Here is a 25,677-nt window from a genome sequence, read left to right on the forward strand (position 1 = left end):
GACAATGTTAAGAGGCATCGCGAGAATCGTTGATTTTAACCACGTTAGAGTAACCCTTTATGACGCAAGGCTTCGTTCGAGGCACGGTCGCGGTTTGTATCAAAATCGCGGTGACGGTGAGCCTGCTATGGTTTCTGGTTTCGCATGTTGATCTTCACCATATTTCAAACGCGTTAACGAGTTTAAGCTTAGCGTCACTCGGCCTCGCGGCATTCGTTCTCGCTTTGACGATTCCGGCAAATGCAGCTCGCTGGCATTACATCCTTTCTGCGAGTGGATCTTCTCCGGGTCTGGCGAAATTGGCGAAGATTCTCTTGGTCGGTCTATTCTTCAACCAAGTGCTTCCCAGCGGAGTAGGTGGAGACGCAGTTCGCGTCTGGCGCTGTCATCTACTTGGCATCCCGGCGGGACAAGCTATCAGGAGCGTCTTGCTCGACCGAGCTATGGGCTTTGCATCAATTGTATTGGTATATGCGGCCGGCCTCCCCATCTTGCTGCGTATGATGGCTGACCGCCTGCAGCAGGGTGTTTTCGTAGCAATCTTCGTCTTAGCGGTCGGTGGTTTGGCCGCATTGTTCTCTCTTGATTTCTTGCCCAGTTTTCTATTGCGGGTGAAATTCCTTTCTCCGTTGGCGTCGATCTCGATCGAAGGGCGCCGCCTAGTCAGTGATCCTCGTCGGCTCGGCGTCATATTTTCGTTGGCGCTCCTCGGAACCGCGATAAATATTTACGCCTATCAAAGAATTGCTCAGAGTATGGGCGCTGACCTATCTTTCGTTGATTGGGTACTGGTCGTGCCCCCGGTGACGCTAGTTCAATTGCTGCCCATATCACTGGCGGGGTGGGGAATACGGGAAGCGGCGTTGGTTGTCGTTTTAAGCGCCTTCAATATCCCGTCAGAAATCGCGTTAACGATCTCATTGCTGTTCGGCGCCTGCCAAATTCTGATCGCGCTGCCTGGTGGGCTAATCTGGATTACAGGATGGGATCTTGATGCTGGCTCAAGGTCGGGCAACGAAGATCTGACTCTGGGTATTCCTGCATTTCCCGCAAAGCCCTCTGTTGCCGAGGTCGGTTCATGAAAATCGGAGTTCTCGGTGGTGGTCTTGTTGGCCTCGTAGTAGCAAGTCAGTGCCGCAAGCACGAAAGTGAGGTCCTCGAGCTCGATGAAGAGTGTGGTGGACATTGCCGGACACTACGCGAGGAAGGTTACACGTTCGATCTCGGCGGGCCCCACGTCCTATTCTCCCGCAACCAGGACGTACTGTCATTCATGCATGAAAAGCTTGGCGATAATCTCGCCATACGCCGACGTAACAACATGATTTGGTTCGACGGGAGGTTCGTCAAGTATCCATTCGAAAACGGGCTATACGATTTGGCTCCACAGGATCGGTTCGAGTGCCTGTACCACTATCTAAACAACGATTATCCAGCACCCACGAATTTTAAGGAATGGATCTATCACACCTTTGGCAAAGGCATCGCCGAGAAATACATGATCCCGTACAATGAAAAAATCTGGAACGTGCCTGCAGAGGAAATGACCCTCGACTGGGTCGAAGGGCGCGTGCCGCGTCCACCGGTCGCGGACGTCATCAAATCGGCAGTTGGCGTTGAGACCGAAGGCTACACCCATCAGCTCAATTTTGGATATCCCAAGAGTGGCGGAATCGAAGCCCTACCGCGTGCGTTTGGACGGGACTGCAAGAATGTCACGACTGGTTTCCGCGTCGAAAAGGTTTGGCGTGAGGGCGCGCATTGGCATGTCACCGACGGGGCGAGAGTCAAGACCTATGACAGGATCGTGTCGACAATCCCCATTGAGGATTTGATAGACAGCTTGCCGAACGTTTCCACAGCTGTGCGCGCGGCGGTTCATGGATTGCGTTACAATTCGTTGACCACCGTGATGATTGGTGCTGCAACCCACAGCCCGACACCTTACACGGCGCTCTACGTTCCGGATATGCGCTTCCCTTTCCATCGGCTGTCGTTCTCGCTCAACTTCACCACCGAGGGCGCGCCACCAGGCCACGAAGGCATTGTCGCCGAAATCACTACCAATCCGGGAGACGGGTTTCACGAACTCGACGACCAGGAAGTTGTCCGCCGGGTCGTCGACGGAATGGAAACGATGAATCTACTCAAGCGCGAGAGCATGCGCTTTCAGCGCGTCTACCGCACCAAGCATGCCTATGTCGTGCGCACTTTCGATTACGACAAGAAGTTGAGTCTAGTGCTCGACTATCTCAATGGGCTTGGCATCGTCAGCGTTGGACGAAATGCAGAATTCGAATACATAAATATGGACGAAGCCATCCGCCGCGGCCTCAAAGCAGCGGCGGCACTCGATAGGGATTAACAGGCAATGAGTTACTACGAGCACGAGGACATCAACAACGCTGTTGTTGGCCTGTTTGTTGAAGCAAAAAATAATGACAATAGGACTGGTACGGTACTCGATATCGGTTGCGGCCGTGGTCGACTTGGTCTGGAGATAGAGACACTTGGATTTCGCGTTACTGGCATCGATGAAAGCTCGGTCGCATGCGAGACTGCACGCACTCGCCTGAGCGAAGTCATTGAGCTTAATCTTACGGACTTTGCGAAAGTTGGGCAGATGTTAGGGGACCGTCGGTTCGATTGGCTGATGCTGGCAGACGTACTGGAACACTTGCCGTACCCGGAAAAGGCGCTCGAGTTTTACAAACAGTATCTCGCCCTGGGCGGCCGTCTAATCGTGTCGCTGCCGAATGCCGTCGTATGGGACAATCGGCTGCGGATAATGCTCGGACGCTTCGACTATCGGGACAGTGGCACGATGGACAGGACCCATATGCGCTTCTTTACCTTCCGTTCAGCTCGAGAGTTGGTGGAGAATGCCGGTTTCACGCCGCTGCGCCGGACGTTTGACCCCGGGATCGTCCGCGCTTTCCTTCCGCTTGTGAAGAAGTTGGTTGCTGGCAAACACCCCGGCAGCATTCTCGAGTCGCCGAGCTATCAGTTCTATAAGAAATATCTATTGCCGGTTGAGCAGGCGTTCGCCAGCATTCTCCCAGGCCTTTTTGCATTCCGCATCGTCTTGTCTGCAAAAGTTAGACCTTGACCACACGGATGCGGAGCCGGTCAACCGCTTCTGAGCATCACTACCGATCCGTCAAAATCGAAGGCAAAGTCCATCTCGTGGACGCCTGCTTCGGTCATGATCGTGCGCAGCCGTCGCCGATCGTTGGTGTGAAACAGCAGGAACCCACTGCCACCTGCCCCAACCAGCTTGCCGCCGGTCGCGCCGCCCTTCGTTCGCGCAAGTTCATAGAGTTCGTCGACACGATTGCTGCTCATTCCCTTCGACCGGCTACGCTTGCGCAGCCAGTGTTCATGCATCATCGCCCCAAATCGACCGACGTCGCCCGCCTCGAGCGCGATCTTTATCTCCAGCCCGAGCTGCTTGACAAAATGGAGGCCCTCAATCATTTGCCGGTCGCCTTCTTCAGAACGTTGCTTCTGTTCAGATAATAGATCGACGGCACTGCGCGTATAACCTACAAAAAACATCATCAGCGAGTCGCGCATCTCCCATAGTGTCGATTGCGCAATCCGCAGCGGCGTAATAACGACGCTGCCGTCTGTATTATATTCCTGACAAATCAACCCGCCATAGGCCGCAACGTATTGATCCTGTTTGCCTACGGGCTCCTTCAGGCGGACCATCTCGACCTCAATCGCTTCGCAGGCCAGGAACTCAGCGTTTACCGGCTCGTGCTTATGGGCATGAAGTGCATGAGAAAGCCCGACCAGGAAACTGCCTGATGAGCCGAGGCCGGTGCCGGCAGGTACGTCGGCAACACTTACGATCTCGACATTTTGCTCGACCTCGTTCAGCCGCAGTAGCTCACGAAAAAGCGGGTGACAAATCTCATCGTAGCTAAGCGCATGCTCGATTTCAGAGTATTTGAGAAAATAGCCAGGAAAGAAAGTCCGATTGATTGTGATGTAGATGTACTTATCGATGGCCGCCGATATTACGAACCCTCCGAATTGTGAATAGTAGGACGGCAGGTCGGTTCCTCCACCGCCAATCGAGATTCGCAAAGGTGTTCGCGTTATGATCATCGGTCGCGTTTCTCTGCGGCTGTTAAGAGATAAGCGTTCGTCTCGGCGAGACCTGCGGGTGAACCGATCTCATGAAACCTCTTGTCAACTTCATAACCGGCGAGAAGCCCGCGCGCGAGAAGGTCACGGGATAGATCGGCCAGATCGAATGGGTCTCCCAGCGGCCGCTCCGCTAAAACTGGTGCGGTAAGGACGTGTATGCCATACTCGATGTGTTGCATCGACGGCGTCCGGTTTACCTTATCGTACCGGCGGATCATTCCGTCTACGAATTCGACGTTGCTCACGTCCCATCGGCCGCGGTTCTCGAATACGGTCATCAGAGCGGGACGGCGAGCGCCAAGGAAGGCTGCGTATATGGCCCGGAAATCGATATCAAGATAAGTGTCACCGTACATAACGAAAAACTGCTCTCCGAGCAGATGCAACGCATGGCGCAACGCGCCGCCTGTGCCGAGCGGTTGGGCACCATCGCTCACATAGCGCACGCGGCATCCGAACGCCCAGCCATCACCGACATACGCTTCGATCTGCTCGCCTAGGTGCCCAATGCAGACCACGATGTCGGTAATTCCGTTACGCGCCAGCAGGCGAAGCTGATGCGCGATGAAAGGGTACCCCGCGACTTCGACCATAGATTTGGGCACAGTGGTCGTGATTGGCCGCAACCGAGTTGCCAAACCACCTGCCAGCAAGGCAAGCGGTGGCATCTTCTTAGATATGCTTGTTGCGGACATCGTGGATCAACGCCATCAGGGAATCGCGCAGGGCATCACGGGTAACGCGCTGGCATGTCCAGCCGAGTGCGCGGATACGATCGGTGTTAAGGCGAACGATTGGAACGTCACCCTTCCACCCACGATTGCCACCCGAATATTCGAAAACGGGCTTTGGTGCCAATGCAAGACATTCGGCGGCAAGTTCAGCGATCTCGGTGACTGTAATGTAATCACCCGTTGCGACATTGAAGGTCTCGAAAGGTTTGAGACAATATCGGTTAGCGTGCAGGACGGCAGTAACAACGTCAGAAATATGAATATAAGACTTGCTCTGTGTTCCATCGCCGAGAATTTGGAGGCGCCCCGGATCACGCATGAGGCGCCGCACGAAATCAAGGCCGACCCCATGGGTCTGTCGTGGTCCAACGACATTTCCGAATCGAAATGCGCAGCCGGTCAAGTCGAACATAAAACAATAAGACGATATGAGCGCCTCGCCAGCCAGCTTACTAGCCCCATATGTAGATACGGGGGCCAGCGGGCCATAATCTTCAGTTGTCTCGACCTCTCCAAGATCGCCATATACTCCACTCCCTGAGGCGTAAAGAATTCGACCTAGGCCCGTGCGTCGCATAGCTTCCAACACGTTATTTGTGAGCAGCGTACCCTGATAGAAATCGATCTCAGGTTCGGTCGCGGCGCGCGCGATGTCAGGATTGGATGCGAGGTGAATCACCACATCGTGGCCAGCCATGGCAGCCTCCAGACGAGGCAGATCGCCTACATCGGCGCATACCACCACAAGCCGTTGATCGTCCCGGTGGTGCTCGTAGTGCCAGTCGCGGCCTGAGGAGAAATTGTCGTAAAGGGTAACTTTGGCAATCGCCGGATCGGTCAGCAGCCGGTCCGTAAAATGACTGCCAATGAATCCGGCACCGCCGACGATGAAATACCGGTTGCCTAAATCGGTGCGGGAGCGGCGGTTGTTCATGGAAATACGGCTCACCACGTTACGTGAACCGACTGCGCAGGATGCGCTTAAGTGTCCACCATGCGCCTTGCAAGGGCTCCATCGTGCTCTCGCCGATGCGCGACCGATATGGAATGCCGATCACTTTTACTTTGTATCCCTGCCTGATCGGACGGAGCAGGAGTTCGACCGGCAGAGCCGCACCCTTGCTTTGGTACTGCAGACGTTCGATTAGGGTCTTGCGATAGGCGCGCATACCGCTGTGTAGGTCGGTAATCCGCCGGGCGAACAGAATCGAAGCTATGCCCGCAAAGCCCCAGTTGGCGAAATAGTTGAGCCATGGCATTGCCGCAGGCTTGCCGACAAGGCGCGAGCCGTCCACCAAATCAAAACCCTCTTCAATCACCATGCGTGCCATTTGCTCGATGAATTCGGTGGGGTATGTATCGTCGCAATCGAGAGTCACTACGACCTCACGTTCAGCTGAGTGCAATGCAGTATCCATAGCGGGGCCATATCCGCGCGGAGGAAACTGGCGAATGACGCGCGCTCCGAGGGACTGAGCGATGTCAGCCGTTCGGTCGTAACTGCTGTCGACGATGAGAATCTCAGCGCCCGGCACTGCAGCCCTGATGTCGCCGATCACCTTGCCGACCGCCTTTTCCTCGTTGCGGGTGATCATGGCGACGGTAATCTTGGTTTGCAATCGCGACAATCTTGCACTCCGCCAGTCATGCGGCAGGTCGCCGTTTCGACAACTCGCGAGCCGCATCCAGTACCTACCAGAAAATGCGCACATTGAAATGGCGATTGCAGACAAGATCATTGTCATGGTCAACAGTGCCGATCATGTGCGCGCTTGGGTCCAGGCAAGGTCAGGAAGCGGCGGGATAGCGCATTACGCCGCGTCCGCTCCCCAGCCTGAAGGTCATCGATTTAAGCGCTATCCCGGAGAACGAGTTAAAAGCCCGCATCACCGCGACATGCCGCTGGCGATCGCTGACGCCTTTACAGGCGACCGGCAGAGAAGCGAGGGCGCGGGCCTCGTGCTTGTCGTGCTCAGTGCCGGCCACAGTGCAGCGGTTAACCAACTTTCGGCCTCGAGCTGTGGTGGAGTCCTTGTCGACGATGACGCGGGGCGGAGGTAAGGTTGATGGGCCGAACCGGGGCACCCCGTAGTTTTGCTATTTGCATCGCGAGGAAGGTTGTGCATACATCGGCCATTGAGCTCAGTGGTCGCGGCAAGCATCTGATCTATTTGGTTTTTTAACTTTTTCGAAATCGGAGTTTTCCGTGCCTGAAGGCGCGACGTAGGGAACAAGTTTAGTGCCCCTCCAACTATTCGGATTTCAAATGACCATTGCCGCGACGATGTTGCCGGAAACCAACATGACGTGGCGCAACGATGCTGCGCTGGGATTGGCAGGGGCGCTGTTTGCGCTTTGTCTGCATGCCGTGGGCCACTTCCCGACGCTTCCGGTACCCGCCGGAGACAATGACAGCATGCTCCGGCTGGTCGAAATTCGCGACCTCATTGGCGGGCAGGGCTGGTTCGATCTGCATCAGTATCGCATGGGGCCGCAGGGCGGCTTCGTTATGCACTGGTCGCGTTTGGTCGATGCCCCAATCGCGGTGATGATCCTCGTGGCGTCAGCATTTACCGCAAAGCTGGCGGCGGCTGAAACCGCCGCGCTGCTTGTATGGCCGACACTGCTGATGGCGGCGGCGCTGGCGTTCACGCTGAGAATTGCGCGCGCCGTCGGCGGCGATTGGGCGCTGCTGCCGGCGCTCATCATCTGCACCACGGCGCTCCACTTCGGCGGCCCCTTTGCGCCGGGCGATATCGACCACCACAATGTTCAGCTTATGCTCACTTTGGCCGCCATGACGGCACTGATTATCGGACGCAGTCACATCGCCGGGTTCGCCGCCGGCGCCGCCTGCGCGTTGATGCTGGCCGTCGGCATGGAGACGCTGCCTTACGTTGCCGTCGCCGGACTGATCGTATCTATCGGCTATTTGCTGGGCGGGCAGGCCGGAGCAGCCAAGGCGGCCGGGTTCGGGATCGGCTTTGCCGGCGTTGGGCTCGCCGCCTTCCTTGCGACCGTGCCGGCCAGCGCTTGGCTCGCGTCGCAATGCGACGCCTACTCGTTCCCGCAATTTTCGGTCGCGATGCTATCAGGATTTGGCCTGGCGGCGGCGGCAGTTTCTCCAGCGCCTCGCCGCAGCTTCGTCGGAAGGCTCGCCGCATTGCTGGCGCTCGGCTTCGCGGTTGCCGTCTTCGCCACAATTGCTTTCCCGCAATGCCTTGCCCACCCCGTGCCCGAAATGGGTCCGAGGTTGCAGTCGTACTTTCTCGACAATGTAATCGAGAACCAGTCTTTCTGGAGCGTGATCACCCAAGACTGGGCCAAAGCCGTCCGCTTTTACCTCACGCCGGTCCTCGCTCTAATCGTGCTGGGCATTCGTCTGCGAAAGGGTGGCACGGCGGCAGAGTGGACGCTTATGGCCTTCCTGATCGGAGCGTTCGCGGTCAGCGTCTGGCTGGTGCGTGGTACGATCTTCTCCATCCCCTTTGCGGCCATTGCGCTGGCGGCCTGGGTTGGTGAGTGGCGGCAGCGCATCAGAGTGAAGGCCGATCGGTTATCCATGCTGCGCTTTGCAGTGGCCTGGCTGGTTTCCCTGAACTTCGCCTGGGCCATAGCGGCCTACGCGGCGTCGGCTGCGCTGGGAGAGCGAGCCGCGGCGCCCGCAGCCCAGTCGGAGTGCGAACGCCGAGCCGATTACACCCTGCTCGCAGCGCAGCCCCCAACCACGGTGCTTGCCATCTCCAACCTCGGCGCGCCGATCCTTGTCAGCACCGCCCACCGCGTGCTGGCCGCGCCTTATCACCGCAACATCACCGGCAACCTGCTCACGTTCGACGCCTTCATGGGCACTGCAGAGCAGGCACGGACCGTGATCGACGAAAACTGGATCGGCCTTGTTGCCATATGCCGCGGCAACGGCGAAACGCAACTGCTAACTAAATTGGCGCCCGGTGGATTCCTTGCCGCGTTGATTCGCGACGATGCGCCGAACTGGCTTGAGAAGATGCCGCAAGCCGCCGGCGCGCCGCTCGAGATATATCGCGTCCGGCCGCAACGCTGACATCGGGAAGAACCCGACGGAATTTCGCTTGGCCCATCACGAGGAGGATGCGGCTGCTATAGAAGTTTAATTGCAACCTGGACTCTCGCGTAACCAAGATATTCGTATTTTACAGCGTTTTCTTGCACAAACTCTTGGAAGGCCTTGAACTCATGATTTTTCCAGTTCGGGTAGCCGAAATACTCATCAAAAACGATTATAGATCCAGCCACAAGGCGAGGGGCGATTAGATCAAAGATAGTTTTTGTTGATGAGTAAATGTCGCAATCAATGTGGACAAAGGCAATCTCGCCGGGGTTTGACGACAGCCACTTTGGCAAAGTTTCGCTGAACCACCCACGATGCAGCACCACATTTCTTGGAACCTTCGGGAGTTTACCACCGAGCGCGAATGTCCCCTTGCCCAATGTGTTTCCTGTCCAGGCCTCAGGCAGACCCTCAAAGCTATCGAAGCCGTGCACGCTTCTATTTGGATCTTTGGCAGCGATATAGCGGATTGTGGCTCCCTTGAACACGCCAAATTCAAGAACGTGTCCATGAGACAATGCGCTGTTCAAGGCAATGTCTAAGACGTTCCTCGGCGTGTAGACACCAATCGCAGACGGCATGCTGCTTTGTATGTAGTCGACGGTCTCGCTCAGTGCGCGCTTTCGCATTTCGCGCACCGGGTGGTAAGCGCCAAAATCAAAAATCTCGTAGGCTGTGCAGAGGACTTGTTGGATGAAAGTTTTCAGGCGGAAACTGGCAATGAACATAATGTGTATCAGTCCTCCATGATGAAAACGGCAGTCTCGGCCTGCTCCGAGGATCCTATACGCCCGCCGCAGCCATGGCTGGCGCCGGCTCGCGCCGCCACCACGAACCGGCACGACCCAGGATGAGGATTGAAACAATCAGCGTGGCGCCGAGGCCCGTCGGCGTGTCCGTGAAGTAACAGGCGACGAAAACGAGCGCGCCGCCCAGTGCCGGAAGTTCGTAGCTGCGAAAGCCGGTCTTTAATCCGATGCGGACCAGGAAGGCGACGGGAATGGCGAGCGCCACCATGTCGTACATGAACAGATAGGGTGTGACGAGCAGCGTGCCGGTCGCAAGCGCCGCGGCTTTCAAGGAATAGCGCACACGGCTGCGCCAGATCAGCACCAGCAGTACGGCCACCGTAGCGCCCATGATGCACTGGAATATCCATGCCAACTGTTCGGTGCCGCCGAAATGACGCACCACTGCGAAGATGCTCTGCAACTTCCACCATGCCTCGTGGCCCTCGAAAATCGCTTGCGAGGATCTCGGCATCCGTTGGAAGAACGCCAGCCAGCTCTCAATACCGAAGGCGAGCCACGAAACGACGAACATCGCGATCGCCGTCACACTGGCGCTGACGAACACGCGCCAATGCCCGGCCGCGATCAGCACGATCGGAAACAGTGGCCCGTATTGCGGCTTGTACATCAATAGCCCGAGGCAGATGCCGGCAAGCACCGGGCGTATCGGGATCAGATAGAGCGTGCCACCGATCAGCGCCGCGGTGAGGAAGCCGTTCTGTCCGGCCAGCGCATTGAACAAAGCGATTGGAGTGGCGAGCGCGAGCAGAACGCCGAAGTTATGGCCGACGATCGCGCGCATGACAGCAAGATAAGGCACGATGCTGGCAAGAACCCAGCCGAGATACGCCGCCGAATAGGGCAACAGCGCCAGCGCGGATGCGACGAAGAGGAATGGCGGGGGGTAATGCCAGGGATAATTGCCGGCAAAATCCTGGCCGAGCTTCGCGTCCTCGATCCGCCTCAGGATGTCCCAGTCAAAGACCTGTGCCGGAAAGCCATCGAGCACGAGACGCCCGGCAGCCCAGAAGCCGATGAAGTCCGTCGAGACGGGGAGGCCGTTCCGATCGTAAATCCACACGTGCACTAAATACGCCACCAGGCAAATCGTCAGGTTCATCGCGCACAGCACAAAACACACCTTCCGGAGTCGCGCGGGAATTTGGATTTGGACCGGGGCGATTTCGGGGGTGGAGCGGGAGGCGGCCATGCGAGATCCTTGCTCGGGGAGCGCTTCCTGACCGAAAGCGCACGCCCCAAACGAATAAAGCGCGCAGAAAGAAGTGTCCAGAATCTTCGCACTTTCGATCATGCGATGCCTTAGGTTCGGATGGGTACTGCCGATTGAGTGAGCGAATGCTCATGGACCATTTGACGGACCGCGCTGCTGTCGCTTGGCAAAATGGTTCAAAACGGAACCATCTCACTTCTCGAACGAAACCGGCAGATGACCAAATTACACGCCGGCATCGTCGCCAAACAGCAACCTCGATTCCAGCTAAAACGGCGATGGCGGCGGAGACCACACGCTAGGATTGTGGTATCGCCAATTCAGCCTGTCTCGCCAAGGGGACCGAACCTGGGATGACCGGCGGCAGTTGCCGGAAAGCAAAGCAGACGGTTTCGGGCGCCGACGGCGAGCCTTGCGCCTTTCGCGAGCTCGCACGGAAGCTCTCGCGAGACGTGATAGAGAGGCAAGTGCCTGTTAGCGTCGCCGTAGACGGTTGATTGCTGAACAGGCGATAGGACGAGCTGGCTGTTAGGGTTCAGGCTGCATTTTGCTGCCGCGAAGATCCAAAGTGCGGAATATCGAATCGCCGAGCAGGCAGTAGTTCCGATTTTCGGAATAGGCGAGGTGTTTCGCCTGCGCGCAGCCTGCCGGTAGGCGATCGGCTCCCCTGTGAGCTTAGGGAGCGACAGCCGGGAACGGCGGCAATCGGTGGACAACAAAGAATATTGGGAGCGATACTCTTTTGGCGTCCCTTGGTGATTGAGTTGATATCGAGCCGCGACCAGCATTCTAAAGTGCGCCCCAAATATAGGATCGAACATGCGTAGTTTGTTAATCGGCTGCGCGATCGGCGCCGCCTAGAGAGGAGGATCGGTGAGGGCGTCGCTGCGCGCTCGTCCTGACACTGCGAAGTCGCAGGATTAAATTAAATGCGTCGCTCGTCGCGAGGCTCGCCAATGCCTTCGTGAGGATTGGCATTCAGAAAGTCATAAGGTACGTCAGGATATCTGTCGTGTCGGAGGCTGGCGGACAAGGGAACCGCCCTTGGGCCAACTTTAGCCGAAGGCCGGCGAGCCTTCCGCCTCCCACGTGGCGCGCCTGCCGCCCACCTTGAGTGCTTCTGTGAGGCATTTGCCTAGTAGACAAACAGCCACTGCCGATTTTCGAGGCCGACTCAACATTTCCTGCGATTTGTCGGCGCCGGCTGTTTCCGGGCAAATACGGTAAGCATGTCATAAGTAAGGTTAATGAATGATTAGCAATCGACAATTTTTAGGCCAAGTATTATAGAATTGTTCGCAGTTGGCACCGGCTCTGCCTGCTGCTGACAGACTGCTGACAGACTGGCGTATTCATCTTGTAAAGAAGGATTTTCTCCCATGTTGAAATACTATATTCAAGCCACCGAAGCTCTGAAGGGTCTGCGCTCGGACAAGGACGGCGTCGTGTCGTTCGAGTACGTGGTCGTCGCCTTCTGCATCGTCGCCACCGTGATTGCCGTGTTTGGCACCGGTGGTAATAGCGTCATCGGGGCCGCGCTGAACAAGGCGATCAACGGTATCGTCAGCCAGCTTCCGACCTAACTCGCATTGTCGCTTGGCTAGGGGGGGGGCATTGCGTTGCGCCCCCCCCCTATCCCTTCGCTTTGATTAGTAGATTGCCTCACCCGCCGTTTCTAAACCTTCTATCCTTAAGGATTTCTCCTATGAGGAGGAATGGCAACACGAGCAGCGATCTGCCGAAGCGCCTGCTCATCGACGAAGGCGGCGTAGTATCCTTTGAATACGTCGTCCTTGCGTTTTGTCTGGTCGCGATAGTCCTAGGCGTGTTCGGTAGTAGCGGCAGTGGAGCTCTTGCGATGGGACTGACGAACACTTTGAACGCGATCGTCGCTGCTATCGGAGTTTAATATTGCCCTCGAGGGCAGAGATTTTTGATGAGTTTGAGGCGTTCGATGAGTTGGATTATTCACATAGCCTCGACTGTGGAAGTGCTGCTGTTACTCTACATTGCGGCCAATGATGTCGCGACACGATTGATCAGCAATGAGATTTGTCTGGCGCTGGCGGCTCTCGGGATCGCCAGTCAATTGGCCAGCCCGATGCAAGTTGCGGAGTCGCTGATCGCGGCTGCGATCCTCTTTCTGCTGCTGTTGGTTATCTATGCGCGAGGATGGATTGGGGGCGGCGATATCAAGTTGCTTGTTGCCCTGGCGGTTGGTCTCCCGTTGACCGGCGTGATCCACCTCTTGACCGGGACGGCGCTGGCCGGCGGCGTTCTTGCCATGGTGCACCTGATGATGCGCAACCTGCCTTACCCCAGGCTCGCGCCCGCCGGTTCATCGCTGGTGCGCCGAGTCTATGCTGTAGAACGTTGGCGTCACTTGCGGCACGCACCGCTCCCGTATGGGGTCGCCATTGCGTGCGGTGGTGTTTGGGCCGTTTTGAACAAGGGATTTTGATATGTCATCCGCTTTGCGTGTCTCGATCATCCTGGTGCTGTTGCTCGCGACCACAGCGCTGGGCCTCATTGCGTATAGTATGAACCAGCCGAAGCAGGTCGCGGAGGCGGTCGCACAGCAGGCGCCAGCGCCCGCGACTGTCGGATATTTTGTCGCGACACGCGGGTTGCCGAGAGGGACGTTGGTCCGTGACGAAGATTTCATCGTACGGTCGGTACCGCCGAATCGCGTTCCCGCGGGAGCGATCATTGAAACCCCTGACTCCAAAGCGGGCCTTCCCGGATCTCTGGTTCGCAGGTTCGTTGACGCTGGCAATCCAGTGACGTTGGAAGATATCTTGCGCCCGCGGGATCGAGGGTTCCTCGCCAGCGTGCTTGCGCCGGACAGCCGTGCCATCAGCATCAAGGTTGACGAGGAGTCCGGCGTCTCGGGGCTGATCAGGCCGGGTGATCACGTGGACGTCGTGCTGACCCAGGTGTTCGAGAAGGCAGATCCGGCACGTCGCGCCCTGAGCGAAACCGTTCTCCGTAATGTTCGGATCATTGCGATCGACCAGGAGATCGTGCAGGGCGGGCGACCCGTCACCGCTGCCTTGAGCAAGGTCGCACAGACAGTGTCATTGGAACTTACGGCGGAGCAGGTCAAGAAAATCACGGTCGCAAAGCAACTCGGAACGCTCTCTCTGGCGGTGCGGGCAGCAATCGATCAGTGGGACAAAGCAGACACGGGCGTTGTGTCCAGTTGTGATGTGTCGCCGGAGCTTGCTCGGCAGAATGCACTCGCGGGCCAGAGCACCGCGGTGATGGTTCATTCTGGCGGTGAGGTGAAGCAATACTCGGTCAGGAAGCAGGACGCAGAGGACGACGACACCAGCGTGAGCTGCGATGGGTCGCAGGATGTTGGTCGCCAGACTGCAACCGCGGCCGGGTACGCTGGCCGGTTGCCGGAGAAACGTTGATGAACATCGCCGTGGTAGATCCGCCCGGAGAAATGACGCCTGCTGTTTCGCGCGACCGGATCGTCTGTTTCGTCAATGACGAGTTGAGCGCTGCGGCACTTCGCAAGGGCCTCGAAGGGAGCAATCTGTCGATCAGGCGTGGCACGATCCGCAATGCCATCAAGATGCTCGAGACCGACACCGAGCTTTTCGCGTTGGTGACCGACATCAGCGGAATCGACGATCCATTTGCCGAACTGGAAAGGCTGGCGAGCGTCTGCCCGCCCGACGTCCGGGTCGCTCTGATCGGCGACAACAGGGAGATCACTTTCTACCGCGAGCTCATGGAGCTCGGCCTGATCGAATATCTGCCGGGGCCGATCACGCGGGACATGGTGCTCGACCAGTTGCGTCCGAAGCTGCTTGGCGACGTCCCGTCCGCTCAACCCGATCGTGGCGGGCATGTGGTCTCGATCTGCGGGGCGCAGGGAGGTGCCGGCGCCACGAGCATCGCCATCAATCTCGCCCTGCAACTGGCCGAGGCCACCAAGGCCAAGGTCGCGCTGCTCGATCTTCATCTGCAAGGTGGTGAAGCGGCGGTGATGCTGGGTGTTCAGCCGGGAGCAGGGCTGCGCATCGCTCTCGAGAACCCGATGCGCGCGGACACGTTGTTCATCGAGCGCGTGGCGATCGATGTCAACGAGCGGGTTTGCCTGATTTCCGCTGATGAGGAGCTGGATGCGCAGCTCGACATCACCGAGGCTGGCGTGCGCCATGTGCTGGGGCTGCTCCGTAAACGGTTTAATTACATCGTTGTCGACATGCCGGTGCCGTTCCCGGCATCCATCCATCCGGTGATTAAGCTCTCGCGTCACGTCCTGGTGCTGCTGGAAGCAGAGGTGACCGGACTTCGCAATGCCCATGCACTCCGCGCCGCCGTCACCAACATCGCCGGCAAGGATCGAGTCTTTACGTTGCTGAATCGCTCCAACCGTCCCGGCGGCCTTCCCAGGGCAACGATTGTCAAGGCCCTGGGCGCAGAACCCGACATGGTCATTCCTGATCTCGGAAGGAAGATGACCGAGGCGGTCAATCTCGGAATTCCGGCCCTGAAGCACGTATCAGGATTGCGACGTCACCTCGCTCCGATCGTGCGTGAGATCAGCGGCGTTGGCGCCGAAGGGAAGGGACTTCTGAGGAGGCTGCTTGGGCTATGAAAAAATTCGGGAGGCGCCCAGACGAAACGCCGGTTCATTTGCCTGCATTGACACCAGGGCTGCCGGCATCGCCGTCGCTCTCGATTGCGTCGCAGCCTGGCTCGCCGGCGTCGCCGGCAACCTTGCCTGCGTCGCAGCCGACTTCGTCCGCACCAACGCCCAAGCGCGACCAGCTTTCGGTTCATCACCCTGTGATATCCACGTCGCTGCGCGAACGGGTGATGGAGCAGATTGATCCGTCGGCGGCGGCAACTGTCTCGCGCGACGTTCTTCGGCGGCAGATCGAGGAAATCATCCACGGGATCGCCAATCAGGACCGGCTCGAACTGTCGGGTCGCGAGCAGATCCAGATGGCGGACGAAATCGCGGACGACATGACCGGCTACGGGCCGCTTCGTCCGCTGCTGCTCGATGAATCGATCAACGACATCATGATCAACGGCCCCAGCAACGTCTACGTCGAGCGAAGCGGCAAGCTGGAGCGGGTCGCGGTGCGATTCCGTGACAATGATCACATCGCATCGGTGGGGCAGAAAATTGCCGCGCAGGTCGGGCGGCGCATTGACGAATCCAGTCCGATGGTGGATTGCCGCTTGCCGGACGGCAGCCGGGTCAACATCATCTTCCCGCCGCTCGCGATCCATAGCCCCTGCATTTCCATCCGAAAATTTCCAAGCCGGCGGCTGGACATGGCCGGGCTCATTGAAAATGGTTCAATGACTCCGGCAATCGGACAACTGCTGGAAATCGCCTCCCGGTCGCGGCTTAACATTCTGGTCTCCGGCGGCACCGGTTCCGGCAAGACGACACTATTGAACGCCCTAAGCCAGTTCATCGATCACAGCGAGCGCATCGTCACCATCGAGGATGCGGCGGAATTGCAGCTGCAACAGCCGCATGTGATCAGCCTGGAGACCCGGCCGCCCAGCCTCGAAGGCACGGGCCAGGTGACACAACGCGACCTGCTGTGGAATGCCCTGCGCATGCGTCCCGACCGGATCGTCGTCGGCGAAGTGCGCGGTGCCGAAGCGTTTGACATGCTGCAGGCGATGAACACCGGCCATGACGGTTCGGTCTCCACGGTGCATGCCAACAGCGCCCGCGATGCCCTGACCCGCGTCGAGAACATGGTGCAGATGGGACAGGTCAATCTGCCCTCGCGGGCCATTCGCGCGCAGATCGTCGCTGCTTTGGACATTATCGTGCAGGTCGAGCGTATGCGCGATGGACAGCGGCGCATCGTCCAGATGAGCGAGGTGATCGGCCTGGAAGGCGAGGTGATCACCACCAATGACATCGTGGCATTCGAGTACAAAGAGGAGGATGTCCACGGCCGGCTAATAGGCGCCTATAAGTCCACCAACGCCGTCCCAAAATTCAAGAGCCGTCTTGTCTATTACGGGCTTGATCGAGCCTGGGCTGAGGCCATGAGGCACATATGACATCTCATTCTTTGCTCGCTGTAGTTTTGGTGCTCCTGTTGTGCGCAGGAGCCGTCTCGCTGTGGCTCGATGCTCGGCAAAGACGCATGGATCATCAACTCGCAGTCGCCTTACCGCCGTCGCACGCGGCGAGCCTAACCTCCATTCGTCGTTTGGAGACCAGATCCCGCTGGCTTTTTCTTCAGCGCCTGGCCAATTACAGGGCTGAGATCGCTTATGCTTTGCACCCGGCGCTTGTGCTGCTCGCCGGTTTCATTGCGGCAGCAATCATTTTTTATGCCAATAGTCTGTTTGGATTTCCTGTCTCCGTCGTGGCGATCGCGGCTGTCGCTGTGGCTGTCCTGGTGGTCCGAGGTTTGTTTGGATGGCAGCAACGGCGCCTCGCCAATCAACTTTTTCGACAGTTGCCCGACGTCGTCCAACTCGTGACAAGTACCGTTCGATCAGGGCTGCCGGTCAACGAAGCATTTCGTACGATCGCGCGTGAGATGCCGCAGCCAACGGCCGGTCAGTTTGCGATCGTCTGCAGCGAATTAAGTCTCGGGAGATCTCCAGAGGAAGCTGTGGAAGGTGTGTATCGGCGAACCCAGGTTCCGGAGTATGCAATGTTTGCGGTGACTCTGGCTGTTCAATTGAAGTCGGGGGGCAGCTTGGCAGAAACCCTGCAAACCCTCAGCGACACCGTGAGACAGCGCGTGGCATTGGCTGCCCGCGCAAAGGCTCTGGCGGGAGAGGTGATTTTTTCCTCACGCGCACTTTCGATGGGGCCTCTTATCATCGGCGGTTTGCTGTACTGGATAAATCCGGCATCGATTGATCTGCTGTTCCGTGATCCGACCGGAAACATGCTTCTGGCTTACGCGGCAACCTCAGTGCTTGTAGGGCACCTGGTGATACGCTGGATGATCAGGAGGGAAACCTCACTATGATTACAGGTTTCAGCCTGGTGGTCATGACCATAGCAGCAGCGGCCGGCACCTTCGTGTTGATTATCCGCGAGATTCACCTTCGCGCGTTGGACGCGCGCGTATCGAGTGTTGTACTCGGCACCCCTCAACAGCCAACTCGCTCCCGAGACGTGGTCGGTTGGTTGTCAGCGATCGGCATGCGATACCGGCGCTTCTACGCCGAGGAAAATCTGGAGCAACTGCGAGCGGTCCTTCAATCGGCAGGTTTTAATCATCATCGAACCTTGCCGATCTGGATCGGTGTCAAAATTGTCAGCATGGTCTTGTTCCCGATCGCTGCCTTCCTTATTGCGCAGCTTTCCGAGGGGGGGCCGAACGACGCGCTGGTCTTCATGATGGTCGGTGTGGTCATCGGAATCATGGGGCCGCGGCTGATTCTGCTGATGCTGCGGCGACGGTTCGATGCCGCCGTTCGGGCGGGCACGCCGGATACGATCGATTTGCTGGTTGTGTGCAGCGAAGCGGGCATGGGCCTGGAGAGCGGACTGGGGCGCGTGGCGGCCGAAATGAACCACGCCAATCCCGCCATGGCCTGGGTGTTGCGCAGCCTGCTTGATGACTTGCGAATATTGCCAAATCGCATGGACGCCTTCGAAAAATTGGCATCGACGTCGGACGGACTTCGCCGCTTTAGCACGATGATGAGCCAAAGTCTGCAATACGGAACTCCATTGAGCCAGGTTCTGCGCACCATCGCTGCCGACCTCCGGCAGGAACGTATTACCAAGCTGGAAGAGAGAGCCCACAAGCTGGGCGCCAAGTTGACTATTCCGATGGTGTTGTTCCTGCTTCCGGCCATGTTCGTCATCATGGGGGCAAGTCCGTTCCTGCACCTGATTCGGTCGTTCTCGCAGCTCAAAGGCGGATAGAGGCCATGAGGATGGTACGCGTCTGTCGCAATAGGCTTGGCCTTACAAGGTCATTCCTTGCAGATCAACGCGGCGCCGTCGCGTTTGAGATGCCCATTGTGTATGCTTTCCTGCTATTTGGTTTGCTTCTGCCGCTTGCCGACATGGCAATCGCGGGCTTCCGGTATGTATCTGCGCGGGAGGCACTGCGCGCGTTCGGGCAGTCCATTCAATATTCGCCGCCACTCGACGTCACGAACTCATCAAGTTGGGCGTCAAGCGCGCAAGCCAAGGCTGATCCCAACTACCCCATCCCGAGCATCAATCTGATTTGCGGCGACAGCCAGCTTGCCTGCTCTGCCACCAACCTTGCTTCGCCCAAGTACTATTCCTACACGACATCAGTCACCTTGTCGCCGCTCGTCCTGAGATCGGTGTTGTGTACGAGTGGCAATGGCGATCCTTGTACGTTCACGCTGTCTTACTCCCAACGGTTTCAATAGGATGTTCCATGCGTAACATGCTCCGTTGCCGTCGAGGTTCGGTCGCTTTCGCAACTGTCGTCGCCTTGATTCCCCTGATCGGAGTGGTTGCACTCGGAGCTGAAGGGGGGGCTTGGTACGTCACCAAGCAACACGCCCAGAATGCCGCCGATGCCGCGGCCTATTCGAGCGGCTTGTGGCTGGCGTGCTCTCTCGCCCCGTCGACATGCACGGCCGATACGCAAACGATGGCCTATCGTGGCAAGGAGCTCGCGGCACAGAACGGGTTCTGCAACGCAGGTGTCACCTCTTATCCCGGCGGTCAGTGTATCAATCTTCCGAGCGGTACGTCTCGGACCGTTACAATCACACCACAGGGAACGGATTCCGTTCAGGCTACTGTCACTCAGACACAGCCGGCGTATCTGGCAAAGGTGCTTGGTCTGTCCACTGTTACGATAGGCGCAACAGCGATTGCACAAGTTAAAGTTCTGGCGAATCCGTGCGTTCTGAGTCTCTCGGACCCGGTCGCGTTTCAAGGAAGTACGACCGTAAAGGCGCCAAACTGCGGACTGTCATCGAACAGTACGGCCTCCAATGCCATGAACTTCACCGGTAACGGCCTCGACGTTAGCAATGTCAAATCAATCTCCGGAGCAGGGGGTTGTGCTCAAACGGCCGGCTCTCAATGCAGCAAGGTAATCACCTTTGCGCCACCCGTCGTGGATCCGCTCAGCGGATTGAATTCGGCGATTTTATCGCTCACGAAGGCCGACTTCTCTGGTGGTGCATGTGGTTCGACGCTGAAGGCGTATGGGCCGACTACTGCTACCACCAGCCCTTGTTACAACAACGGCTTCCCCGCCGGCAATCAGACCTTGAACGGCGTGTACTTCTTTACCGGGAACGTCACGATCTCAGGCAGCGTCACCGTAACCGGCACAGCCACTTTGATACTGTTGGGACCAAAATTCCTCAGTAACGGAGATAAAGGAGCGACGCTAACCTTCAACGGTAATCCAACGATCCAGATTACGGCGCTATCGAGCGTATCCAGCACGCAAGTGCCAACCAAATTGGCAACGTCTTCCATCTTGTCGTTGTTGAGTGGATTGCTGATCTATGATCCGGAGACGACAAGCAAGAACCAAACCGTGACGATATCCGGGAACACCACGAGCTCCTTCACCGGCATCACATATTTGCCGAATGCCGACGTTGTTTACCAGGGCAGCACGGTGAGTTCGACGTGCGTCGAGGTCATTGCAAAAGGAGTCACCCTGTCGGGCAACTCCAACTTTGACAATTCGGGATGCCCTGCGAGCTCCAAGATCGTGAGTCAGTACGTTCGATTGGTGCAGTGATGAGAAAGCTCGATCAACGTGGCGTCGCGGCGTTTGAATTCTGTGTTGTGGGTGCGGCGTTTTTCGTATTGATTTTCGCCATCTTCGATCTGGGGCGATATGCTATCACCGTGCAATCATTGCATGCGCTTGCGGATGCCGGCGCCCGGGCGATCTTGATCAGCTGCTACACGGACGCTGCAATCGCAAAGAAAACCCCTGCCTGTAGCGGTGACCCCCTGCCATCCACTACAGCCAAACAGGCCGCAGCCCCGTTCCTGTTTAATGGCGGTCTCACGCCGACGCTGAATGCGGCGGGAAGCGCCCCAATCATCGTGACGGCATCTCAGCCGGGCTTCACCATGATCATGCCGATTTGGGGCACAAGGTTCAATGCGCCGAGCGCGTCCACCCAGATTCCTTCTCCGGTTTGACGCATACTCACATAGTGATTCATCAACCAACTTTTGGTTGCGAGCGTCGGCAATTCGGCCCGCGCTTCAGGTCAGCAGGCAGCCAAAGTGGTGCGCGCTGGCAACATCGGGGAGTTTTCTCTGGCGTTGCCACAACCCAGTGAAGGTCTTTCCTTGCAAACGATGCGTGCGGCGAGGGATTATCTTCAAGCCGCGATTTGCGGCTGGCAGGTGGCCGGGATGGGTCCCGGGTAGGGTGGGATCGTCTCTTGCTCAGCCCGCCGGGGAACGGGATTTTGTAGGTAACTATTTGTAGTCGGACATATTGTAAGCTCCACGGCGTGGTGTGCGAAGGAGTGTGTTTTCAGAAAGCCAGGAGCCGTAGATTTACGGGATAGCCGCACATCTGCGGCGGAGGGGATTTGAAATGGGTAGCGGTCGCGTGTGGGGTAGCGCGGAACGTGGTCTTTTCGCCTTTAGCCTGCTGGCTCTAGGTGCTGCGCTTGCCTTTTTCCCTTCCGCCGATCGCGCGAGGGCGGCGGAGCGTCGGGTCTCTTCCGGCGGCGTCATCGTCAGCGAGATGAGTGACGTTCAGCGCGTCAAGGTGACGGTCAACAAGTCACGCACCTTCAGGGTCGATACAGCTTTCTCCACCATTGTGGCGGGCTCGCCCGACATCATCGACGTGAAGTCGCTGAGCGATCACCTGATCTACATCCAGGGCAAGCAGACCGGAAGCACCAACGTCATTCTATTCGACTCTTCGATGAAGCAAATCGGGGTCCTCGACGTCGAGGTCGCGCTGGATACCGCAACCCTGCAGCAGAATATCCGGGCTAGCACCGGCACCCAGGGCATTCGCGTCTCGTCTTCCGATGGCCAGGTGGTGCTGAGCGGAACGGCGGCCGACGCTGTCGTCGCCGAGCGGGCGATGGCGATTGCCACCGGCACCGTTCCTAAGGGGGGCGTCGTCGTCAACGCCATGAGCGTCGCGGCGCCGCAGCAGGTCATGCTCGAGGTGCGATTCCTTGAGGTCGCGAGAACTGCCGGCCGCAATCTCGGCGTGAACCTTTATGCGGCGAACGCCAACGGGACCAATGTCGGGAACACGGGACTTGGCTCAGCCACCGCGGGGCGGGTGCCTATCGGTGGCGTCAATGGTGCTGTCGGTTCTCCCCCAACGGGTAGCCTTCCACTCCTTGGGACGATTGGGACGCTCATTGGCACCGGGGGCGGTATAGCTCCCGCTCCATTCGGAAGTTTGTTGACCAGCATCGTCCGCACCAGCAACGGCAGCTCGGTGGACCTGCTGATCTCTGCATTGGAGACGAAAGGATTGGTTCGCCGGCTGGCGGAGCCGAATTTGACCACGCTTTCCGGGGATGCCGCCCGCTTCCTGGCCGGCGGCGAATTTCCAGTGCCGATCCCGAACACGACGTCGAACGGCTTTCCCACCGTTACCATCGACTACAAGAAGTTCGGTGTTGAGCTGGCCTTTGTGCCCACCGTTCTCTCCCGCGGCGTAATCAACCTTCGGGTTGAGCCGTCGGTCAGCGAGCTTGATTTCTCCAATGCGATCACGATTCAGGGGACGACCGTTCCGGCGTTGACCGTCCGCAACGCGCGCACCACGGTGGAGTTGCGCGACGGCCAGAGCTTTGCGATAGCTGGGCTGCTGCAGACCAAGAATGCGCAGGACATATCGCAATTGCCCTGGATCGGCTCGGTGCCCGTGCTCGGGACCTTGTTCAGCAGCAAATCATACCAGCAGCAGGAAACCGATCTCGTCATTATCGTCACGCCACGCCTGGTCGCGCCGGCGGCGCCCGGTCAGCAACTGGCGTCGCCGCTCGATTCGCGCCTGCCGGCCAACGATGTCGATTTCTTCCTCAACGGCCAGATGGAAGTTCGCAAGCGCTATGACGACTACGTCAATTCGGGAGGCGGGCTGAAAGGGCCTTATGGCCACATCATTGCTCCCGAGGTGACCGCGCCCGTTCCGCCGCCCGCCGTGGCCGTGGAGCAGCCGGTCGTGAAAACGCTGAATTAGAGGAGCGGCCGATGACGATCAGGCTTCTGGCCATCATCCCAATTCTGTCGCTCGGCGGCTGTTACGGGTTGTATGGGAACGACGAGATGGACCGCTATTTTCAGCGTTCCGACACGATCACGATGAGTGCCGGCGATGCCAAGCAGGTCAATGCCGTCACTCATACGATCAACCCGTGGCCGCGTTATGTCGGCGACACCAGGATCGCCACCGATGCTCGACGTACCAGCGCCGCGGTGACGCGCTACAGCACCACGGCGCGGCCGGTGGATCAGCTACCCGACATTGGGAAGGCCGGTGAGGCAATAGGTCAGGCACCTCCAGTCACCCGGAATTATAATTATAACGTAAGTGGGGCGGGGTCGGGATCCCCTTCAGTATCGGCGCCGATCGGTGGTGGTGGTGGGAATCAATAAAGGGAACCAAGGGTCTCCGCCTCAAAGCGAGAGCGCATGAGCTGCCTTGAGACCTTTCTGCCGGAGATCATTTGATCGCTTGGGCGGGCCTGCGGGGGGAGAGGTGTCTGTTTCTAACGTTGATCTGTTGCTGTCTGGCAACAGGCCTTGCAGAGTGTTTTTGGTAAGTAAGTTTGGCGATGATATTTGCGAACGGTCAGTGAGTCCGCGCGGCCGGGGTAGGGGATAATGGTAATGCGGCCTCTCATTCTGATGCTGACCTGTTGCTGGTTGGGGACATGCCTTGCCGGGTGTGACTACACATTGAGGGAGGCCGCAATCGTGGCTCCAGTGGACCCGCCGGGCGGCGACCCCGTGCAGGAGCCGACCGACGTCAAATATTATCCTTCGGACGAACCGGTCCGGATGGGACTGGAGCAGTACAATCGCGGCAATTATGGAATCGCCCAGCGCTACTTCAAGGACGGCGTCGAGAAATCGCCCAAGGATGTGACCGCCTGGATCGGGCTCGCGGCGAGCTACGATAAGCTGCGTCGCTTTGATCTTGCCGATCAGGCCTATGCGCAGGCGATCCGCCTGGGGGGCGTAACCGTTCAAATCCTCAACGATCAGGGATATTCGTACATGCTGCGCGGCAATTTGAGTGCGGCGCGGCGAAAGTTCGAGCAGGCTCGTTCGCTCGATCCGGGCAACCCGGTCATCGTCAACAATCTCGAACTCCTGAATGGCAGCCGGCAGTTCATTGAAAGGCCGCCGAATAACCAGCCATGAGCGTCAATGCCTGCCTGTAGGCCTCGTTTAATCGATCAGTTTTAGTGCGTGCCAGGAAGGCGCCGCCCGGGCAAGGGGAACTTTTAAGACAAGTTAAACGTTTTTGACGTAAGCCGGACCCAGTGTCCTTGACCATGGCTTTCGTCGCATGAATCGTCTTTTTAAGCTGCAGTTCCTCGGACCGTTGGCGCTTTTTATCGCCACGCTCTGCGCCGAATTGGCCGCGCGCGCCCTTGAATATTCGCCCAGCTCCGGATTTCTCTGGTTCATCAATCTCAGGATCTTCGGCATCTTTCAACGAAGCGATGCGATGCTGAGCCAGTTCGTCGCGATTGATGGATTTCAGTTCTTCGGAATTGCGCTTCCGATCTTCTTGCTTGCCTGCTTTGGCCTTGCAACCAAGTCCAGGCTCCCTTTCACGGTCTCGACGCACTTGAGCGCAGCCTACGCGGCCTTCCTGGTCCAGTCCTGGCAGATTGGTGTACCGACGGTTAAGCAGGCATCGCTTGTACCTATTGCGATCCCGTCCGGTGCGGGTCTGTACGTGATGGCGACCATTTTGGGGGCTTGCCTTCTGTCCTTCTCGGTTACGCACTTGCTCTATCTTCGCTTCGTGCGCGAGGAATTGTCGGCTCTGGCAGGCTGGCTGCGGTCATCTCGCCCCTCCGAAAAGAGCGCATAATTCGTTCCAGCTGTGGTTGATTGGCGCCGAAGCTCGGTAGTGGAGGACGCCGAACCCTTGGCATTGTGGATGACCGGATGACCGTGGGCGTCAAGGCATCCAAGAGCACGCACGAACGCTGTTTCGCCCTCTTTACCAACAGGCCTCAAGCTGGCACGGCAATGCTTGGATGCGGCTGAGCTTAGCGCGCATCACGCGCAGCGTCACCTGATGAAGATTGGCTGATAAGCTTGCAGGGCCTGGTCAAGCTCGGAGAACTCCGGCCACAGAACTTGATCCGCTGCCGATAATAGCGATAAGGGCTTCATGCCATAAGCCGGCACAAGGCCAGAACAGATGGCGCGACCATTGATCCGGATCGAGAACTGCATCCCAATTGACGGATCTTGCGACCAAGTTCCGTCAAACCGTCAAACGCTCCCTTACACGTTCCAGTGCAGCTTCCGCCGCCAGCCGCTCGCCAGCCGTTCCGGCACCCGCGAAAGGAGCCTTGATCTTCCGCAACTTCTCGCGCAACTGAGACTCGATAGACATTGGCAGGGCTCGCGGTTGAGTTTAAAAAAAACCGCCACTCGGCCACATCGACGTCAACCTCCCGGGCGTCGATATCCACGCGATGATTCGCCGCGGAGCAGACGACCGC

26 protein-coding genes are annotated in these 25,677 nt (G+C 58.0%); 19 read left to right on the plus strand and 7 right to left on the minus strand.

Annotated features, from left to right (window positions below; all coding sequences use genetic code 11):
• The first annotated feature begins 59 nt into the window (after positions 1-59).
• From ACP2YO_RS20565 to ACP2YO_RS20575, 3 genes are read left to right on the plus strand one after another with little or no spacing between them, the layout of a single operon-like run.
• Positions 60-1,082, plus strand: a complete 1,023-nt coding sequence (locus ACP2YO_RS20565; protein WP_426442431.1) for a lysylphosphatidylglycerol synthase transmembrane domain-containing protein — start codon at positions 60-62, stop codon at positions 1,080-1,082.
• Positions 1,079-2,365: a protoporphyrinogen/coproporphyrinogen oxidase gene (locus tag ACP2YO_RS20570; RefSeq protein WP_426442432.1), complete on the plus strand. Its 1,287-nt coding sequence runs from the start codon at positions 1,079-1,081 to the stop codon at positions 2,363-2,365. Before ACP2YO_RS20565 ends, ACP2YO_RS20570 begins: the two co-directional genes overlap by 4 nt.
• Positions 2,366-2,371: 6 nt before the next feature.
• Positions 2,372-3,109, plus strand: a complete 738-nt coding sequence (locus ACP2YO_RS20575; protein ID WP_426442433.1) for a class I SAM-dependent methyltransferase — start codon at positions 2,372-2,374, stop codon at positions 3,107-3,109.
• A 20-nt stretch (positions 3,110-3,129) separates the two neighbouring features.
• On the opposite strand, the gene ACP2YO_RS20580 is transcribed toward ACP2YO_RS20575, so the two are convergent.
• Genes ACP2YO_RS20580 through ACP2YO_RS20595 form a run of 4 tightly spaced genes read right to left on the minus strand, consistent with a single transcriptional unit; the run spans position 3,130 to position 6,487 of the window.
• Entirely contained in the window at positions 3,130-4,116 is a 987-nt protein-coding gene (locus ACP2YO_RS20580) for a GHMP kinase (protein ID WP_426442434.1), read from the minus strand.
• Positions 4,113-4,826 carry a nucleotidyltransferase family protein gene (locus ACP2YO_RS20585; RefSeq protein ID WP_426442435.1) on the minus strand — a complete coding sequence of 238 codons (714 nt, stop codon included), beginning with the start codon at positions 4,824-4,826 and terminating at the stop codon, positions 4,113-4,115. The genes ACP2YO_RS20580 and ACP2YO_RS20585 overlap by 4 nt, the downstream gene beginning before the upstream one ends.
• 4 nt (positions 4,827-4,830) lie before the next feature.
• A complete protein-coding gene (locus ACP2YO_RS20590; RefSeq protein WP_426442436.1) occupies positions 4,831-5,826 on the minus strand; it encodes an NAD-dependent epimerase/dehydratase family protein in 996 nt (331 codons plus the stop codon).
• Between the two features lie 19 nt (positions 5,827-5,845).
• Positions 5,846-6,487, minus strand: a complete 642-nt coding sequence (locus ACP2YO_RS20595) for a glycosyltransferase (RefSeq protein WP_426442437.1) — start codon at positions 6,485-6,487, stop codon at positions 5,846-5,848.
• On the opposite strand from ACP2YO_RS20595, the gene ACP2YO_RS20600 reads away from it, so the two are divergent.
• Positions 6,486-6,953 (plus strand): hypothetical protein, encoded by a 468-nt coding sequence (locus tag ACP2YO_RS20600; protein WP_426442438.1) that lies wholly within the window; start codon positions 6,486-6,488, stop codon positions 6,951-6,953. The genes ACP2YO_RS20595 and ACP2YO_RS20600 overlap by 2 nt on opposite strands.
• A gap of 205 nt (positions 6,954-7,158) precedes the next feature.
• On the plus strand, positions 7,159-8,955 hold the full coding sequence (locus ACP2YO_RS20605) for a GtrA family protein (RefSeq protein WP_426442439.1): 1,797 nt from the start codon (positions 7,159-7,161) through the stop codon (positions 8,953-8,955).
• A gap of 56 nt (positions 8,956-9,011) precedes the next feature.
• Here ACP2YO_RS20605 and ACP2YO_RS20610 read toward each other — a convergent pair whose 3' ends face one another.
• Complete coding sequence (locus ACP2YO_RS20610; protein WP_426442440.1) at positions 9,012-9,710, minus strand: class I SAM-dependent methyltransferase; 699 nt, start codon at positions 9,708-9,710, stop codon at positions 9,012-9,014.
• A gap of 55 nt (positions 9,711-9,765) precedes the next feature.
• On the minus strand, positions 9,766-10,872 hold the full coding sequence (locus tag ACP2YO_RS20615; protein WP_426442441.1) for a glycosyltransferase family 87 protein: 1,107 nt from the start codon (positions 10,870-10,872) through the stop codon (positions 9,766-9,768).
• 1,511 nt (positions 10,873-12,383) lie between these two features.
• Between ACP2YO_RS20615 and ACP2YO_RS20620 the strand changes: the two genes are divergently transcribed.
• The 14 genes from ACP2YO_RS20620 to ACP2YO_RS20685 all read left to right on the plus strand — a co-directional run bounded on the left by ACP2YO_RS20620 (position 12,384) and on the right by ACP2YO_RS20685 (position 25,034).
• Positions 12,384-12,587: a hypothetical protein gene (locus tag ACP2YO_RS20620; protein ID WP_426442442.1), complete on the plus strand. Its 204-nt coding sequence runs from the start codon at positions 12,384-12,386 to the stop codon at positions 12,585-12,587.
• Between the two features lie 371 nt (positions 12,588-12,958).
• The gene (locus ACP2YO_RS20625; protein WP_426442443.1) at positions 12,959-13,465 is read left to right on the plus strand and encodes an A24 family peptidase; all 507 of its coding nucleotides are present in this window, start codon (positions 12,959-12,961) and stop codon (positions 13,463-13,465) included.
• Between the two features lies 1 nt (position 13,466).
• The gene (cpaB, locus tag ACP2YO_RS20630; protein WP_426442444.1) at positions 13,467-14,423 is read left to right on the plus strand and encodes a Flp pilus assembly protein CpaB; all 957 of its coding nucleotides are present in this window, start codon (positions 13,467-13,469) and stop codon (positions 14,421-14,423) included.
• Complete coding sequence (locus tag ACP2YO_RS20635; RefSeq protein WP_426442445.1) at positions 14,423-15,619, plus strand: AAA family ATPase; 1,197 nt, start codon at positions 14,423-14,425, stop codon at positions 15,617-15,619. Before cpaB ends, ACP2YO_RS20635 begins: the two co-directional genes overlap by 1 nt.
• Complete coding sequence (locus ACP2YO_RS20640) at positions 15,616-17,061, plus strand: CpaF family protein (RefSeq protein WP_426442446.1); 1,446 nt, start codon at positions 15,616-15,618, stop codon at positions 17,059-17,061. The genes ACP2YO_RS20635 and ACP2YO_RS20640 overlap by 4 nt, the downstream gene beginning before the upstream one ends.
• Positions 17,062-17,147: 86 nt before the next feature.
• Positions 17,148-17,990 (plus strand): type II secretion system F family protein, encoded by an 843-nt coding sequence (locus tag ACP2YO_RS20645; RefSeq protein ID WP_426442447.1) that lies wholly within the window; start codon positions 17,148-17,150, stop codon positions 17,988-17,990.
• Positions 17,987-18,898: a type II secretion system F family protein gene (locus tag ACP2YO_RS20650; protein WP_426442448.1), complete on the plus strand. Its 912-nt coding sequence runs from the start codon at positions 17,987-17,989 to the stop codon at positions 18,896-18,898. Before ACP2YO_RS20645 ends, ACP2YO_RS20650 begins: the two co-directional genes overlap by 4 nt.
• Before the next feature lie 89 nt (positions 18,899-18,987).
• Positions 18,988-19,380 carry a hypothetical protein gene (locus ACP2YO_RS20655; RefSeq protein WP_426442449.1) on the plus strand — a complete coding sequence of 131 codons (393 nt, stop codon included), beginning with the start codon at positions 18,988-18,990 and terminating at the stop codon, positions 19,378-19,380.
• 8 nt (positions 19,381-19,388) lie between these two features.
• A complete protein-coding gene (locus ACP2YO_RS20660) occupies positions 19,389-20,723 on the plus strand; it encodes a pilus assembly protein TadG-related protein (RefSeq protein WP_426442450.1) in 1,335 nt (444 codons plus the stop codon).
• Positions 20,723-21,136 carry a TadE/TadG family type IV pilus assembly protein gene (locus ACP2YO_RS20665; RefSeq protein WP_426442451.1) on the plus strand — a complete coding sequence of 138 codons (414 nt, stop codon included), beginning with the start codon at positions 20,723-20,725 and terminating at the stop codon, positions 21,134-21,136. The genes ACP2YO_RS20660 and ACP2YO_RS20665 overlap by 1 nt, the downstream gene beginning before the upstream one ends.
• Positions 21,137-21,542: 406 nt before the next feature.
• On the plus strand, positions 21,543-23,165 hold the full coding sequence (locus tag ACP2YO_RS20670; protein ID WP_426442452.1) for a type II and III secretion system protein family protein: 1,623 nt from the start codon (positions 21,543-21,545) through the stop codon (positions 23,163-23,165).
• A gap of 11 nt (positions 23,166-23,176) precedes the next feature.
• Complete coding sequence (locus ACP2YO_RS20675) at positions 23,177-23,581, plus strand: hypothetical protein (RefSeq protein WP_426442453.1); 405 nt, start codon at positions 23,177-23,179, stop codon at positions 23,579-23,581.
• 321 nt (positions 23,582-23,902) lie between these two features.
• Positions 23,903-24,352, plus strand: coding sequence for a tetratricopeptide repeat protein (locus ACP2YO_RS20680; RefSeq protein ID WP_426442454.1), 450 nt, complete (start codon positions 23,903-23,905; stop codon positions 24,350-24,352).
• A gap of 148 nt (positions 24,353-24,500) precedes the next feature.
• A complete protein-coding gene (locus tag ACP2YO_RS20685) occupies positions 24,501-25,034 on the plus strand; it encodes a hypothetical protein (RefSeq protein WP_426442455.1) in 534 nt (177 codons plus the stop codon).
• Between the two features lie 402 nt (positions 25,035-25,436).
• Here the strand turns inward: ACP2YO_RS20685 and ACP2YO_RS20690 are convergent, their stop codons facing one another.
• Positions 25,437-25,568, minus strand: a complete 132-nt coding sequence (locus tag ACP2YO_RS20690; protein WP_426442456.1) for a hypothetical protein — start codon at positions 25,566-25,568, stop codon at positions 25,437-25,439.
• Positions 25,569-25,677 lie beyond the last annotated feature (109 nt).

It is taken from the genome of Bradyrhizobium genosp. P, assembly GCF_049949265.1.
Classification (GTDB): domain Bacteria; phylum Pseudomonadota; class Alphaproteobacteria; order Rhizobiales; family Xanthobacteraceae; genus Bradyrhizobium.

Excerpts from the sequence above, each read along its gene's own strand:
- ACP2YO_RS20565 (WP_426442431.1), top strand. The coding sequence starts at position 60 with ATGACGCAAGGCTTCGTTCGAGGCACGGTCGCGGTTTGTATCAAAATC.
- ACP2YO_RS20570 (WP_426442432.1), top strand. The coding sequence starts at position 1,079 with ATGAAAATCGGAGTTCTCGGTGGTGGTCTTGTTGGCCTCGTAGTAGCA.
- ACP2YO_RS20575 (WP_426442433.1), top strand. The coding sequence starts at position 2,372 with ATGAGTTACTACGAGCACGAGGACATCAACAACGCTGTTGTTGGCCTG.
- ACP2YO_RS20580 (WP_426442434.1), bottom strand. The coding sequence starts at position 4,116 with ATGATCATAACGCGAACACCTTTGCGAATCTCGATTGGCGGTGGAGGA.
- ACP2YO_RS20585 (WP_426442435.1), bottom strand. The coding sequence starts at position 4,826 with ATGCCACCGCTTGCCTTGCTGGCAGGTGGTTTGGCAACTCGGTTGCGG.
- ACP2YO_RS20590 (WP_426442436.1), bottom strand. The coding sequence starts at position 5,826 with ATGAACAACCGCCGCTCCCGCACCGATTTAGGCAACCGGTATTTCATC.
- ACP2YO_RS20600 (WP_426442438.1), top strand. The coding sequence starts at position 6,486 with ATGGCGACGGTAATCTTGGTTTGCAATCGCGACAATCTTGCACTCCGC.
- ACP2YO_RS20595 (WP_426442437.1), bottom strand. The coding sequence starts at position 6,487 with ATGATCACCCGCAACGAGGAAAAGGCGGTCGGCAAGGTGATCGGCGAC.
- ACP2YO_RS20605 (WP_426442439.1), top strand. The coding sequence starts at position 7,159 with ATGACCATTGCCGCGACGATGTTGCCGGAAACCAACATGACGTGGCGC.
- ACP2YO_RS20610 (WP_426442440.1), bottom strand. The coding sequence starts at position 9,710 with ATGTTCATTGCCAGTTTCCGCCTGAAAACTTTCATCCAACAAGTCCTC.
- ACP2YO_RS20620 (WP_426442442.1), top strand. The coding sequence starts at position 12,384 with ATGTTGAAATACTATATTCAAGCCACCGAAGCTCTGAAGGGTCTGCGC.
- ACP2YO_RS20625 (WP_426442443.1), top strand. The coding sequence starts at position 12,959 with ATGAGTTGGATTATTCACATAGCCTCGACTGTGGAAGTGCTGCTGTTA.
- cpaB (WP_426442444.1), top strand. The coding sequence starts at position 13,467 with ATGTCATCCGCTTTGCGTGTCTCGATCATCCTGGTGCTGTTGCTCGCG.
- ACP2YO_RS20635 (WP_426442445.1), top strand. The coding sequence starts at position 14,423 with ATGAACATCGCCGTGGTAGATCCGCCCGGAGAAATGACGCCTGCTGTT.
- ACP2YO_RS20640 (WP_426442446.1), top strand. The coding sequence starts at position 15,616 with ATGAAAAAATTCGGGAGGCGCCCAGACGAAACGCCGGTTCATTTGCCT.
- ACP2YO_RS20645 (WP_426442447.1), top strand. The coding sequence starts at position 17,148 with ATGGATCATCAACTCGCAGTCGCCTTACCGCCGTCGCACGCGGCGAGC.
- ACP2YO_RS20650 (WP_426442448.1), top strand. The coding sequence starts at position 17,987 with ATGATTACAGGTTTCAGCCTGGTGGTCATGACCATAGCAGCAGCGGCC.
- ACP2YO_RS20655 (WP_426442449.1), top strand. The coding sequence starts at position 18,988 with ATGCCCATTGTGTATGCTTTCCTGCTATTTGGTTTGCTTCTGCCGCTT.
- ACP2YO_RS20660 (WP_426442450.1), top strand. The coding sequence starts at position 19,389 with ATGCGTAACATGCTCCGTTGCCGTCGAGGTTCGGTCGCTTTCGCAACT.
- ACP2YO_RS20665 (WP_426442451.1), top strand. The coding sequence starts at position 20,723 with ATGAGAAAGCTCGATCAACGTGGCGTCGCGGCGTTTGAATTCTGTGTT.
- ACP2YO_RS20670 (WP_426442452.1), top strand. The coding sequence starts at position 21,543 with ATGGGTAGCGGTCGCGTGTGGGGTAGCGCGGAACGTGGTCTTTTCGCC.
- ACP2YO_RS20675 (WP_426442453.1), top strand. The coding sequence starts at position 23,177 with ATGACGATCAGGCTTCTGGCCATCATCCCAATTCTGTCGCTCGGCGGC.
- ACP2YO_RS20685 (WP_426442455.1), top strand. The coding sequence starts at position 24,501 with ATGAATCGTCTTTTTAAGCTGCAGTTCCTCGGACCGTTGGCGCTTTTT.
- ACP2YO_RS20690 (WP_426442456.1), bottom strand. The coding sequence starts at position 25,568 with ATGTCTATCGAGTCTCAGTTGCGCGAGAAGTTGCGGAAGATCAAGGCT.